General features: G+C 37.8%; 9 protein-coding genes and 1 tRNA gene. 7 read left to right on the top strand and 3 right to left on the bottom strand.

The window, feature by feature from the left end; translation table 11 throughout:
• Positions 1-330: 330 nt before the first annotated feature.
• The 7 genes from AC13DP_RS15370 (at position 331) to AC13DP_RS15340 (ending at position 10,803) form a co-directional block, all read left to right on the top strand.
• Entirely contained in the window at positions 331-1,911 is a 1,581-nt protein-coding gene (locus AC13DP_RS15370; RefSeq protein ID WP_228249238.1) for a type I restriction-modification system subunit M, read from the top strand.
• 68 nt (positions 1,912-1,979) lie between these two features.
• Complete coding sequence (gene kwaA / locus AC13DP_RS15365) at positions 1,980-2,570, top strand: anti-phage protein KwaA (protein ID WP_228249237.1); 591 nt, start codon at positions 1,980-1,982, stop codon at positions 2,568-2,570.
• Positions 2,551-3,513 carry an anti-phage protein KwaB gene (gene kwaB / locus AC13DP_RS15360; protein ID WP_228249236.1) on the top strand — a complete coding sequence of 321 codons (963 nt, stop codon included), beginning with the start codon at positions 2,551-2,553 and terminating at the stop codon, positions 3,511-3,513. Before kwaA ends, kwaB begins: the two co-directional genes overlap by 20 nt.
• A gap of 147 nt (positions 3,514-3,660) precedes the next feature.
• On the top strand, positions 3,661-4,581 hold the full coding sequence (locus tag AC13DP_RS15355) for a HamA C-terminal domain-containing protein (RefSeq protein WP_228249235.1): 921 nt from the start codon (positions 3,661-3,663) through the stop codon (positions 4,579-4,581).
• 2 nt (positions 4,582-4,583) lie between these two features.
• Complete coding sequence (locus AC13DP_RS15350) at positions 4,584-6,698, top strand: DEAD/DEAH box helicase (RefSeq protein ID WP_228249234.1); 2,115 nt, start codon at positions 4,584-4,586, stop codon at positions 6,696-6,698.
• On the top strand, positions 6,698-7,804 hold the full coding sequence (locus AC13DP_RS15345; RefSeq protein WP_228249233.1) for a restriction endonuclease subunit S: 1,107 nt from the start codon (positions 6,698-6,700) through the stop codon (positions 7,802-7,804). Before AC13DP_RS15350 ends, AC13DP_RS15345 begins: the two co-directional genes overlap by 1 nt.
• On the top strand, positions 7,801-10,803 hold the full coding sequence (locus AC13DP_RS15340) for a type I restriction endonuclease subunit R (RefSeq protein ID WP_228249232.1): 3,003 nt from the start codon (positions 7,801-7,803) through the stop codon (positions 10,801-10,803). The genes AC13DP_RS15345 and AC13DP_RS15340 overlap by 4 nt, the downstream gene beginning before the upstream one ends.
• Positions 10,804-10,963: 160 nt before the next feature.
• Here AC13DP_RS15340 and AC13DP_RS15335 read toward each other — a convergent pair whose 3' ends face one another.
• The 3 genes from AC13DP_RS15335 to AC13DP_RS15325 all read right to left on the bottom strand — a co-directional run bounded on the left by AC13DP_RS15335 (position 10,964) and on the right by AC13DP_RS15325 (position 13,530).
• Positions 10,964-12,199 carry a site-specific integrase gene (locus AC13DP_RS15335; protein WP_228249231.1) on the bottom strand — a complete coding sequence of 412 codons (1,236 nt, stop codon included), beginning with the start codon at positions 12,197-12,199 and terminating at the stop codon, positions 10,964-10,966.
• Positions 12,200-12,440: 241 nt separating this feature from the next.
• Positions 12,441-12,514 (bottom strand) — tRNA-Asp (locus tag AC13DP_RS15330).
• An 86-nt stretch (positions 12,515-12,600) separates the two neighbouring features.
• Entirely contained in the window at positions 12,601-13,530 is a 930-nt protein-coding gene (locus AC13DP_RS15325) for a DUF58 domain-containing protein (protein WP_347406769.1), read from the bottom strand.
• Between the last annotated feature and the right edge of the window lie 495 nt (positions 13,531-14,025).

Genomic DNA, 14,025 nt, shown 5'->3' with positions numbered 1-14,025 from the left:
TTTTTTGAGATATCTCCGGCCAATTCTTTGCCAGGGCTTCAACCATTTGCCAGATGCTTAAGCCTTGTTTTCTGCTCGGGCCTTGGCCTAACAAATCGGAAAAATAAAGTGGAAAAATAAAAAATCTAATTTCAGCAAAATATGGTTCAACGCTTACGGTTTCCCGTAACAAGTCCTCTACTTTATCTTTTATTCTTGAAAGTGAATTTACTTACTCCTACAAAAGGCCATAAAAAATTTCCTACATGTTAAAAAAATTAACTAACTTTCTCCTCCAGTTTCTTCCCTACACGAACCTGATTTTCATAAACAACCTATTTTCCCCATTTAATGGCAAAAGCAGACATTGATTTTGAAAAAGAACTCTGGGATGCGGCGAACGAATTGCGCGGCGCGGTATCTGAGAATAACTATAAAAACTACATCCTTCCCCTTGTTTTCGTAAAGCACCTTAGCGAACGCTATGAGGTGGTGCGCCAGGAATTGAAGGAGCAGCTGAATGATCCTGAATCTGATTATTACACTACAGATAAGGAAGAGATAAATTACGTCCTGGAGGACCGGGATGAATACCGTTCCCGGAATACGTTTAAAATTCCCGAAACCGCTTCCTGGCCATATTTGAAGGATAATGCCGAGCAGGATGATATCAAGGTGAAGGTTGATGATGCCTTTGATGTGATCCAGGAATTATTAACGGGCTACAATCCCCAGCTGGTAAATATTTTGCCGCGGATCTTTGTGCGGAGTGAACTATCTCCCAAACAAACCGGTGGAATCATCAACCTTCTCTCCCACCCAAAATTTTCTGAAAAGGAAAATCCCGAAAGCGATATCCTGGGGCGTATCTATGAGTATTACATCGGCCGCTTTGCAATGGCGGAAGGTTCGGGTGCGGGGCAGTTCTTTACGCCCGGAAGTATCGTAAGGCTGCTGGTGGAACTGCTGGAACCTTACAAAGGAAGGATTTTTGACCCTGCCTGCGGAAGTGGGGGTATGTTTGTGCAGAGTTTGAAGTTTATCAAGGAACACGGCGGAAACAAAAAAGACATCGCGATCTATGGCCAGGAAATGACCGCACAAACGTTAAGGCTGTGCCTTATGAACCTGATGCTGCGGGACCTATCTTTTGATATCAAACTGGGGAATTCTCTGCTCGACGATAAATTCCCAAACCTGAAAGCCGACTTTATCATTGCCAATCCGCCATTTAACGTGAGCAACTGGCATCCTGAAGATCTGCCCGATGGTGATCCACGGTTATTTGGCCCCAAAGAAGAATTCACTACAGATGGCAGCGCCAATTATATGTGGATGCAAACCTTCTGGCAGCATTTAAGCGACACGGGAACTGCCGGAATAGTAATGGCAAACGGCGCAATGACCTCCAACAACAAGGGAGAGAAAAACGTGCGGCAGCATATGGTAGACAATTCTATGATAGATGCCATTGTTCGCCTGCCCGATAAGCTGTTCCTCACCACCGGAATCCCCGCCTGTCTTTTCATCCTGAGCAAAAACCGCGACGGAAAAGACGGCACCCACCGCGAACGCAATAACGAGATCCTGTTCCTGGATGCCTCCAAAATGGGCACTATGGCCAGCCGAAAACTGCGGGTTTTTAGTGATGATGATATTAATAAAATTGCTGAAACCTATCATAACTGGAGAAACCGTGACGGAAATTACGAAAATGTTGAAGGATTTTGTAAAGCGACGGCTTTGGAGGAAGTACAAAAACAAGATTATAAATTAACGCCGGGTATTTATGTTGGGACTGAAGCTGAGGAAGATGACGGGATTCCTTTTGAAGAAAAAGTGAATACTTTAAAAGCCGAATTGTTGGCACAGTTTGAGAAGGGCGAGGAATTAAAGGAGAAGATTAAAGCAAATTTTGAGAAGATAGATTAAACTAAAAAGTGGTATTAATATTTACGGTATACATTTAGCGCATTGTCACCACAATTTGAAAAAAACAAATGAGACTAAAAATACAGCTATACATATTATCACTTTGGTTATTGTTTGCACTCTTGTTTGTTAACAAAACTCAAATTCCGATTTGCTTTGAAAATTGCAAGTTTATGGGATTTAAAAGTTTGATTACCACAAACATAATCCCAATAATTTGTATTGCATTTCTTGTAGCAGGGTTCTGGTTTTATTATCGTTTCAAGTACATTATCAAAGGCGCAAAATCACTTCCTGAAAAAATAGAAGCAATTGAAAATATTAATTGGGAACATTTGACCTTTTTGGTTACTTATGTTATTCCTTTATTAAGTTTTGATTTAGACTTTAATCTGTCCGAAGATAGAAACGGTTTAATGTTTTTTCTTGTGTTAATAGTTATCGGGATGATTTACGTAAAAACAAATATGTTTTACAACAACCCTACTTTAGCAATTCTCGGCTATCATATTTACAAATCCAAGACCACCAACAAAAAAAATATTGTAATTATTTCGACAGAAGTTCTTCAAGAACAAGATTGGGTTGAACACAGACTGATAAGTGACAATATTTATTTCGCAATCAAATCAAAAAGTAATGGAATTAAACGAACTTAAAGAATTATTGAGTATTGTTAACAGTGAGGATGAACCTGTTGGAATTCGAATACATTTAGTGAAGAAAAATGATGACGATACAGAAAGCCTTTTATTGGCTGACGTTTCAGACGAATTAGCCAATGATTTAAAGGAGATATTTCAAGAAACTATAAATAGAAAGTTTTTTGATAATGAAGAATTAAATTTTTCAAATATTTCAACAGCGCTAGAAACGAGTAATTGCGCTTTCTACTACGATATCAATGAATTTCCTGCGAAATTAAATATTCTTCAAAACTTTGATACTTGGGCAGATTATGATGAATTTTCATTTACTAACGATGATCTAGAATCGATTAAAGCAATTTTAATTACCATTGGTAATGAGGATAATTATTTTACAATTTTTAAGCACGTCTATCCAGTCACAATTGTTCGACAGGACAAAATGTTAGGTTTTGTTCCTATTGGCAATAGATTTGAAAAATTAAACTCAAATATTCTACAAATCAACAATTCAATTGATTTCATTTATGCAGAAGAGAAACTTGTGGTCAATAACATTAAAACGTTATCAGCTGCATATGGATTTAAAGAAATAATCAAAAATCAAGCAAGAGAAAAAATTCAATTAATTGGGGGTCTCGACTTAATTGAAAATCTTGAGGAGTTAACAGCTTTTGTTGAGAATGTAAAATATGCAAAAAGAGTTTTACGAATAAACCCGGAATCACCCGTTTTGCAATTAGCCAAAGCAAGAATTATCGATTTTATTGGAAATCACGCTAAATTGAGCTTGAAAATTAGATTTAATGACGGTAGAGATAGAATTGTTTTGGACACAGATGTTTCAAAAGTAATAACCATTGGAATTTTAAATGATGATTATCTTAAATCAAACTTAACTGATTTGGATTATGAAAGTGAGAGAAAAGCGGAATTTGATATAGAAGATCAATAAGAACTAAAGGTAATAATGTATACCTAAAGAGACATAGTAGTAAAATTAAGAATTTTGGCTTGTATTGGTATTTTATCGATTGTCTCGTTCTGCGTAACCGCCTAGTTTTCATATAACAAACATTGTATGTAATTTAAAAAACCGAGAATGAAATTTGAAATTATAGTAAACAACATATTTGATGATGTTAAATTGGATGACACTTTAAGTCCGACTCACAACAAATCAGTTCTTGGAATAATAAATGACTTTGAAAATGGAGAATGGAGATATGAAAAGTTTCAAAACTTTGTTTGGGATAATATTAAAGATACTGCCTTAAGTTATAGTGAAAGGCAAGCATTATTAACTGATGGTGCAGGTTCCATTCTTGCAGAATCAGCAAAAAAACTTCGGTTAGTTGAATCATTAGACGCAATTGGTAGAGGAAGTGAAATTGCAGAAATTGTACTTTATGGAATAATGAAAAACCATTACCGCGCACTCCCAATTGTACCAAAAATATTTTATAAACAAAATACCGGAGATGAAGCCAAAGGTTCAGATAGCGTACACATTGTCATAGAGTCAGAAGATTCTTTTTCTCTTTGGTTTGGAGAATCCAAATTTTATAACAGTATTGAAAATGCTCGTTTGGATACTATTGTCACTTCTGTAAAAGACTCAATTAGTCTGGAGAAAATTAAAAAAGAAAATAGCATCATAACCAACTTAAGCGACATTAATGATTTTCAGGAGATTTCAGAGGATCTAAGAAACAAAATAAAAGCAAGTCTTTCTCAAAATGAATCAATCGATAACATCAAGCCCATTTTGAATATTCCGATTTTGCTTTTATATGAATGTGAACAAACAAAGACAGGTAAAGATTTGAACCCTGAATATAAACAAGGACTTATTGATTACCACAAAGACAGAGCAACACAGTATTTCAAAAAACAAATTAAAAAATGTACAGACGTGCATTTATACGAAAAAATCAATTTTCATATCATTTTATTTCCAGTTGCAGAAAAGGAGAAGATCGTGAATAAATTTATTCAAATAGCAAAAGCTTATAGAGATTAGATATGCAAGAACAGGTCTTTAACCAATGTCATTTAATTAACAGACTTCTCATTTCTAATCAAGAAAATGAAGCAAGACAAGAACTCATCAAATTATTAGATTATCATAATACTAATGATTTAGCATACAATCCAATGGTAAACCATTTAATAAGAGAAACAGGTCTTTTCCCTTATATTGAACCTGAGACATCTAATTGGGAAGAAAGATTTATTTACAACGCCTTTAAAGTAGATGTAGGCGAAGAAAAACCTCTAACCCTTCATCGAGAACAGTCTTTCCTACTTAAGAGACTTTTAGAGGGCAAAAATATAGCCGTTAGCGCTCCAACAAGTTTCGGTAAAAGTTTTGTAATTGATGCTTATATCAAAATCAAAAAGCCCAACAATGTTTTAGTAATTGTTCCAACATTAGCTTTAACAGACGAAACAAGAAGAAGACTTTATAAAAAATTTGCTCACGAATATAAAATCATAACAACTTCTGATGTTGAATTATCAGACAAAAATATATTTATATTTCCCCAAGAAAGAGCAATGAATTACATCAATATTGTCGAATCTTTTGACATAATAATAGTAGATGAATTTTATAAAGCCAGCAGTAAATTTGACAAAGAACGTTCACCAAGTTTGATAAGAGCAATGATTAAACTTGGTGAGAAATCTAACCAAAAATATTATTTAGCACCGAACATCACTTCTTTAGATAGCAGTCCATTCACAGAGGATATGGAATTTATAAGACTTGATTTTAACACAGTTTATTTAGAAAAACACGAACTCTATAATCAGATAAATAACAATGAAGAAAAAAGCGATAAGCTTTTAGAAATATTGTCGCAAAATAAAGGAAAGACTTTAATATATGCAGGGACATATTCCAATATAGATAGTTTAACTAACTTATTCCTCGACACATATGAGCCAGTACAAAATGAACTTCTTGAAATGTTTGCAGATTGGCTTTCAAAGAATTATGATGTCAATTGGAGTTTAACAAAGTTAGTCAGTCGTGAAATCGGTGTACACAATGGCAGACTACATCGGTCTTTAAGCCAAATTCAAGTAAGACTGTTTGAAGAAGAAAAAGGTATCAGAAATTTAATTTCTACTTCATCAATTATCGAAGGCGTAAATACCTCTGCAGAAAATGTCATTATCTGGAGAAATAGAAAAGGTAGTGCAAAGTTAGACGACTTCACTTATAAAAATATTATTGGTAGAGGTGGTAGAATGTTTAAACATTTTATTGGAAAAATTTACATTTTAGAACAACCACCAGAAGAAGGACAAACTCAATTAGACATCCCGTTTCCAGATGAAATATTAGGAGATTTAAACGAGACAAAATATGAAGGTTTGCTAACTAAAGAGCAAGTTGCGAAATTAAAATTATACAATGATGAGATGGCTGAACTTATGGGAGTTCAGGTCTACGATGAATTAAAAGCAGAGTCTGTATTTCAATCAAGCAATTCGGACTTAATAAAAACAATTGCAATTGATTTAGTAAAGAATCCAGAAGAATGGAATGGTTTATATTATCTAAATGAATTTAAACCTGAAAATTGGGATAGATTACTCTATAAAATAATAAAACTTCAACCAGGAAATTGGGATACAGGATATAAAGTATTTGTAGAGTTCATTAAAATTATAGCCTATAACTGGAGAAAATCAATACCTGAATTATTAAGGGAACTTGAAGACTATGACGTTGGAATTGATGATTTCTTTAAGTTAGAAAGAAATGTGACTTATAAGTTCTCGGCCATATTACAAGATTTAAATTCGTTGCAAAAACGAATTTTAAAAGATAAGAATTACGATATCACAAGATTTATTAAGCTGTGTTCTCAAGCGTTTTTACCAAAAGTGGTTTTCCAACTCGAGGAATACGGTTTGCCGCGGATGATTTCAAAAAAAATACACGAATCAGATGTAATAAATTTCTTTGATGGAGAATTAACAATTCACAGTGCCATTTCTCAATTTAGTGAGATTGGAAAAGAAACACTAATTGAACGGACTAAAGATTTGGACGATTTTGACAAGTATATTTTAGACTATTTCTTTGATGGAATTAAAGTAAAGAATGCTCAAAATAATAATTAATGCCAGAAAACTGGAATACATATAAACTCGGTGATTTACTAACTCTTAATTATGGTAAGTCCTTAACAGCATCAAAAAGGAAGGAGGGAAATATTCCTGTATTTAGTTCCTCCGGCCGTACAGGTTGGCACAATAAACCTTTAGTAAAAGAAGAAGGAATAATAGTTGGAAGAAAAGGCACAGTAGGGAGTATTTTTAAAACTCAAGGTCCGTTTTATTGTATAGACACTGCCTACTACATTTTACGCAAAGATCCGGTTTATGATTTTGATTTTCTATTCTACTTATTACACACCATTGGTTTAAATAAACTAAACTTTGATTCCGCTGTACCTGGTCTAAACCGAAATATAGCTTATGACCAGCAAATCTCTCTTCCTCCATTACAAGAACAAAAATCCATCGCCTCCATTCTTTCCGCTTTAGACGATAAGATCGAGCTCAACCTCCAGATGAACAAAACCCTGGAAGAAATGGCTATGGCTTTATACAAACACTGGTTTGTTGATTTTGGACCTTTTCAGGATGGGGAATTTGTAGATTCAGAACTGGGGGAAATTCCGAAGGGATGGGAGATTAAGAAGTTAGAAGATCTATTAGAAATTAAATATGGAAAGGATCATAAAAAACTTGAAGATGGAAACATTCCCGTTTATGGTTCTGGAGGAATAATGAGATATGTGGATACATTCCTATACGATCAGGAATCGATTTTAATTCCGCGAAAGGGTACTTTGAGTAATTTGTTCTATTTAAGTAAGCCTTTCTGGTCGGTTGACACAATGTTTTATTCAAAATTCAAAAAACAAAATTTCGGAAAGTATATTTTTCACTTTTTAAAATCTCAGGATTTGGCTTCAATGGATGTGGGTTCTGCAGTTCCCAGTTTAACCACCGAATTATTAAAACGAATAAAAATTTTAGTTCCATCCATTCAAGAAGTGGAAAAATTTAATGAAATAGTGAGTGGTTACTTCGAAGTAATGGAAAGTAATAAAGACGAAAACAAAACCCTCACCCAACTCCGCGACACCTTATTGCCAAAACTCATCAGCGGGGAAGTCCACGTGAAAGATGTGGAGAAAACCTTATCTGAAGTCTTATGACACAAATGATCGAGATCACAGTGCAAAAGGCTGCCATAGAGTGCCTTCAGGAATTGGAGTACACTTATAAAGAAGGCAATTCCCTGCAGCGGGATCTCAAAAAGGTGGTTTTGGAGGAGGATCTTCGGGAATTTTTAGTGAGCTCCTATCCCGGTGTTCCGGCAACCGCCATTAACGAAGCCCTGTCAGCTTTCACGCAGCACGAGGGAATGGATCTCGATCACCGCAACCGCGATTTTCATCTTAAAATGACCCAGGGGATTTCCATTACCTGGAAAGATGCTTCGGGCAAAGAACAGGCCCGGCACCTCTACCCTATCAATTATAAGGAACCGGAGAAAAATACTTTTGTGTGTGCAGATGAAGTAAAGATCATTGGCAAGAACAGCCGCCGCACAGATCTGCTCATCTTCATCAACGGTCTGCCGCTCGTGGTTTTCGAGTTCAAAAATATGTTCGATTCCGAGGTGGGCGTGGAAAATGCGCACCGGCAAATTGGGCATTACTTTCAGGATATTCCGCAGCTGTTTGATTACAATGCTATCACGGTAGTTTCAGATGGGCTGGAAACCCTGCACGGGATGTACAATTCTTCCCTAAAGTGGTTTGCTCCGTGGAAAAGCCTGCACGGGGATGACCTTCAGCAGCAACAGGAGCTTCAGCTGGAGACCTTGCTGAAAGGATTATTTCCGAAGAAAACCTTATTAAACTACCTGCAAAACTTCATTTTCCACGAAGACCACAACGGGAAAATAATCAAGAAAGGCGCAAAATATCACCAGTACTGGGGCATCAAAAAAGCGGTGGACTCTGCGGTAGAAAATATAAAACCCACGGGTGACGGCCGGCTGGGAGTGATCTGGCACACGCAGGGATCGGGCAAAAGCATTTCGATGGCCATCCTTACCGGGATCCTGAGGCAAATGCCCGAAATGAAAAATCCCACCATCCTCATCCAGGTAGACCGCAATGACCTGGACCAGCAACTCTATGAGAATTTTGTGCTGTGCAAAGACCTGGTGGGCCACGTACAACACGCCGATACCACAGATGAGCTGCGGGCCCTGCTGAGCACCGATGGCGGCGGGGTGATCTTTACCACCATTGAGAAATTTCGGTTAAAAGAACTGGCTTCGGGAAAAGAGCTCTCCCACCCTGTACTTTCTGAACGTACCAACCTTATCGTGATGGCAGATGAAGCCCACCGCACCCAGTACGGGTTCCATAGCGGCGGCTTTGCGCAGAACATAAGACGCGCCCTGCCGAATGCCTCCTTTATTGGCTTCACCGGAACTCCCGTAGATAGCAAAGATGCCGATACCCAACAAGTATTTGGCCCCACCATTCACACCTACGATATCAAACAGGCCGTGGAAGACGGTGCCACGGTGCCTATTTATTACGAGCCAAAAATGGTTCCGCTTAACATCAAAGCCAAATATGACAAGGAGCTGGATGAAATGGAAGAAGATGAGGACGAGGAGAACAATGCTGTTTGGGCCGCGATAGAAGATGCCGCCGGGGCTGCTGACCGCGTGGAAAGGGTTGCCAAAGACATCCTTACCCATTTTAAAGCCAGGACCGAAAGCCTGGAAGGCAAAGCGATGATCGTTTGCATGAGTCGAAAGAACTGCGTAAAAATGTACAATGCGCTTAGCGCGCTGGAAGGTTGCCCGGAAATAGCCGTAATAATGACCGGGAACATCAGTAAAGATCCGCCAGAATGGAATCCGCACATCCGCACCAAAGAGGCGATGGAAGCCATTAAAAAGCGTTTCCGCACGCCTGAGGATCCGCTGCAAATTGTGATCGTTCGCGATATGTGGCTCACGGGATTTGATGCCCCCTGCGCCCATACGATGTATGTGGATAAGATAATGAAAGGCCATAATCTGATGCAGGCCATTGCAAGGGTGAACCGGGTTTTTAAAGACAAACCCAACGGACTCGTAGTAGATTTCATAGGAATTTCCGGCTTTCTGGCCGAAGCCACCAAAAAATACACCGCCGGAGGCGGGGAAGGAAAACCCACTCTGGACCTTGAAGCGGCGGTGGAAATTTGTTTGGAGCAGTTTGATAAAGTGAAAGATCTGATAGGGGATTTTTCTGCGGAAAGTATCGATGCAATGACCGATATGGACAAGATGAAATGGTCAAACGGTGTAGTGAACAGCCTTTTAAAATCTGATCCTGTGACCGATGAATTCTTACTTGAAGAAAGAAAGCTGGCAGAACTGGTGGCAATGACCAGTAGCGATCCGCGAATCTGGGAGGTACAGGAAGAGCTGGCGATCATTCAGAAGATCAGGCAGCTAATCAGAAAGATCAAATTCCCTCCCGGCCCCAGCAGAGAAAAGAATGAAAAGATAAAAGACCTGATAAGCAAGTCCCTGGAATCGCAGGAAATTGTGGACCTGGCAAAAATGTACAATCTGGATAAGATCGATATTTCCATAGTAGATGATAGATTTCAGGCCATTGTAAAGGAAAAAGGCGACGAGAACATCAAAGTCGAATTGCTGCGCAGGATCATCAATGACGAGATACGGGTACGAATGCCCAAGAACATCCGCCGGATGCGTAAGCTGAAAGAAGAGCTGGAAAAAGTGCTGAGCAACTACCACAGGAATTCGCTGGATTCCATCGCCGCCATCAAACACTTGCTGGACATCGCCAATGAATTTCAACAGGACGACATCAGGACCCAACAACTCGGTTTAACCGAAGACGAACTTGCTTTCTATGATTTACTTTCCGCAAACGAAAAGCTTCTCAACAAAGCTGGTCCCATTCAGGACCTGGTGCATACTGTAGTAGACTCCGTCAAGAAAAACCTGCAGCTCGACTGGACCAAAAAAGAAGACGCCCGCGCCGCCATTCGCCTGGCAGTGAAAAAGGAATTACGGGGGAAAGTGCCATTTTCTGAACTGGATAATTTACTAAAAGAAGTGATTGAACAAGCCGAGGGGCAATATAGGGATTGGCCTATTGAGGCGTAGAGTCTATAAAGAAAGATGTTGAAGTACCTTTTAAAAGTAAACAATGGGAAATAAATTGTGGATGGCTAGGTATGACGAAAGTGGATATCTTTTCGAGAAATTTATAGAGCAGAATATTGTTGCCATAGGATGGAACGAAATTTCATCATTAAACACACGCTTAGCTACCCTTTTTCTTCTGTGAAAGTTTAAGTTGTTGCTGTAAAATCTCCATATCGTTTGCTAACTTTTCATCCAACACCTTCGCATAGATTTGGGTTGTTTTAAGGGATCTATGCCCCAACATTTTTCCTACCGATTCAATAGGGACACCTTTAGATAGCGTTACAGTGGTGGCAAAGGTGTGTCGGGCTAAATGGGTGGTAAGGTTCTTTTTTATACCACAGACATCGGCTATTTCTTTTAAATAGGAATTAGATTTCTGGTTTGTCAATACAGGCAATACTCCTTTTCCGGTTTTTACCCTGGGGTGGTCAGCGTATTTCTCAAGTAATGTTTTTGGAACATCCAAGAGGGGTATACTGCTAAGGGATTTCGTTTTTTGCCTTTTTGTTTTAATCCATTTCCTGCCGTTTATATCCATTATAATATCATCAGCGGTGAGCTTTTTTACATCCGCGAACGCCAGGCCGGTATAGCAAGAGAACAGAAAAGTATCTCTTACCAGTTCCAGGCGGGGAATATCAAATTCATGTTCGATCATAGCCTGAAGTTCAGCTTCGGTTAGAAATTTCCGTTCAGAAGATTTCCATTTTCCTTTCCAATGGAAAAACGGATCTTTTTCTATCCATTGATTTGCATAAGCAATGCGGATGATTTTTTTGAAATTAACTATGTACTTCTGAGCCGTATTATGGGCGCAATCTTTTTCAGATTTCAAATAGTGGTCAAAACCAGTAATAAAGTTATGGTCTACTTCTTCTACAGGAATATCTTTAAGCTTCCAACGGAATCCCAGGTAATCTTCAATATGTTGTTTACACGCGTTATAACGCTGCAAAGTTCCTTTGGTGTATCCTTTCCCTATCAGTTTTTCCATCTCATCATTATGATCCTGAAAGATTTCTATAAGCATATACTGTTTCTCTTCCTTACCTAAATAGATATCTTTAATAATTTTAGCAGAAATCTTTTTTTTCTCCCTTACCAGTCGATCGTGAATATCATAGAGGGCAGCCCGCATGTCATCAAGGTATCTTTTTAATGCTTTCGCTTCTGAGGAATTTCCGCGGGCACTATTCGTATGAGTATTCCATTTATTTAATTCAATTTTTCTGGAGGTTGTAAAATCTGTTCGCTTTCCATTATAAGTGAGACGTGCATAAATTACGGCGTTCGTACTTTGTTTGGAAGTCGTTTTCTTCGGGTAAAAAATAATAGATAGAGAATTAATCATCGGTGCTTGTTTTAAATATGCACCTCAAGATAGAAAAATAAAATGTTAAAAAAACGTCACAACTATTTTATTAACAGGTTGTTATGAGTTTGGAGGTGCATATAATTTCGCTGAAAAATATGCACCGAATTGAGCACCAATTACTTAGCTTTATTTGGGTTTATTTGATATTTTCGGGAAAGAAAAAAGCCTCTAAATGCTTGATTTAGAGGCTTTTTAGTTTATTTTGGTGCTTTAAAAGCGGTCTGGACGAGACTCGAACTCGCGACCCCCTGCGTGACAGGCAGGTATTCTAACCAACTGAACTACCAGACCGTTGCGTTATTGCGAGGGCAAATATACTGCAGTTTTTCAATCACACAAACTTTTTTTCTCCTTTTTTTAATCTTTTTTTGACCTCGCTAAGCAAGCTTTTGTCTTTCAACAAAATAGGATTGCAAAATTTGATTGAAATTTTTATTGATATCTACGGAAACATAACTAATCCGGTACTTTGCACATTCCAACTTTAGATTTTTAAAGTAATTTTCGATCGCATTTTTATAATTTTCCTGAATATTTTCTGAATACAAATCGATTTCATCCCCGGTTTCTACATCAAAAAATCGTTTTGGGGTATTCGAAAAACCAAAACCTAACTCTTTTTCACTATCTAAAACATGAAATAAAACCACCTCATGCTTATTATATTTTAAATGACGTAAGGCTTCAAAGAGTGCTGTTTCCTCCTTATCGCTTTGAAACATATCAGTAAATAAAAATACTAAAGACCTTCTGTTTAATTTCTCTGCAATCTGGTGCAGATAAGTGTAAGTCTGCGTTCCTTTTTTTGTCCCCTCAGCATTTACCGCATTTTCTAAGGCATTAAGTAGTAAATGATGATGCCGTTCCCCGGCTCTTTCCGGTGCATAAAATTCAAATTCGTCACTATAAACACTTAAACCCACTGCATCGCGCTGTCGCTTTAGCATATTCATAATACAGGCCGAGGCCAGCGCCGAAAAACCAATTTTATTTAATTTTAAGAGACTTTGTTTCTTAAGGGAAGGGTAATGCATGGAAGCCGAATTATCGATGATTAAATGGCATCTTAAATTGGTTTCCTCTTCATATCGCTTGGTATACAGTTTATCGGTCTTGGCATAAAGCTTCCAATCGATATGCTTGGTACTTTCTCCCTGATTGTAAATTTTATGCTCAGCAAATTCCGCAGAAAAACCGTGAAACGGACTCTTATGCATCCCGAAAATATAGCCTTCTACAATTTGCCGGGCCAGAATTTCAAGATTTAGAAATCCCTCCGTTTGATGTACCTCTTGCTGTAGTTTCAAATTAAAAAGTTTTGTTGCTGGAAGATACGAAAACGAGTTGAAAGTTTATAGACTACCTTTAGCAATAAGCAGTGAGCAGTGAGTAGTGAGTAGTGAACGGTGAACAGAAAAATTTTCAGTGAAAAGCAATTCAGAATTCAACATTTTATAATAATTATTTTGTCTCTTTTCTATATTCTATGTTCTAAAAGACAAGCGATTTCTATACTAACCAATAACTACTAAATTCAAAAAAGATTTCTCCGCAAGGTCGAAATGACAGTAGCGTTCAAAGTTGAAAAGTTTAAGGTTTAAAAGTCGCTGTATCAAGAAGTCTGTTTTCAATATACTGCTTACAGTATACAGTTTACATAATGACCTTGCCTGAATAAGGTTGCCTTTTTTCAAGTTAATAATTTATTTTAAATACTGGTCTTTGTTCAGTAGCTAAGCGCTGAACAAAGTTTAAAAATTCTTGTGGTTTCCTATTTTTCAGTGAACCATGTGGCCGCTCAA

Source organism: Zunongwangia sp. L-65 (assembly GCF_056859415.1).
This window is presented reverse-complemented; position numbering and strand designations above follow the sequence as displayed.

Excerpts from the sequence above, each read along its gene's own strand:
- kwaB (WP_228249236.1), top strand. The coding sequence starts at position 2,551 with ATGGAATTAAACGAACTTAAAGAATTATTGAGTATTGTTAACAGTGAG.
- AC13DP_RS15355 (WP_228249235.1), top strand. The coding sequence starts at position 3,661 with ATGAAATTTGAAATTATAGTAAACAACATATTTGATGATGTTAAATTG.
- AC13DP_RS15345 (WP_228249233.1), top strand. The coding sequence starts at position 6,698 with ATGCCAGAAAACTGGAATACATATAAACTCGGTGATTTACTAACTCTT.
- AC13DP_RS15370 (WP_228249238.1), top strand. The coding sequence starts at position 331 with ATGGCAAAAGCAGACATTGATTTTGAAAAAGAACTCTGGGATGCGGCG.
- AC13DP_RS15340 (WP_228249232.1), top strand. The coding sequence starts at position 7,801 with ATGACACAAATGATCGAGATCACAGTGCAAAAGGCTGCCATAGAGTGC.
- kwaA (WP_228249237.1), top strand. The coding sequence starts at position 1,980 with ATGAGACTAAAAATACAGCTATACATATTATCACTTTGGTTATTGTTT.
- AC13DP_RS15335 (WP_228249231.1), bottom strand. The coding sequence starts at position 12,199 with ATGATTAATTCTCTATCTATTATTTTTTACCCGAAGAAAACGACTTCC.
- AC13DP_RS15350 (WP_228249234.1), top strand. The coding sequence starts at position 4,584 with ATGCAAGAACAGGTCTTTAACCAATGTCATTTAATTAACAGACTTCTC.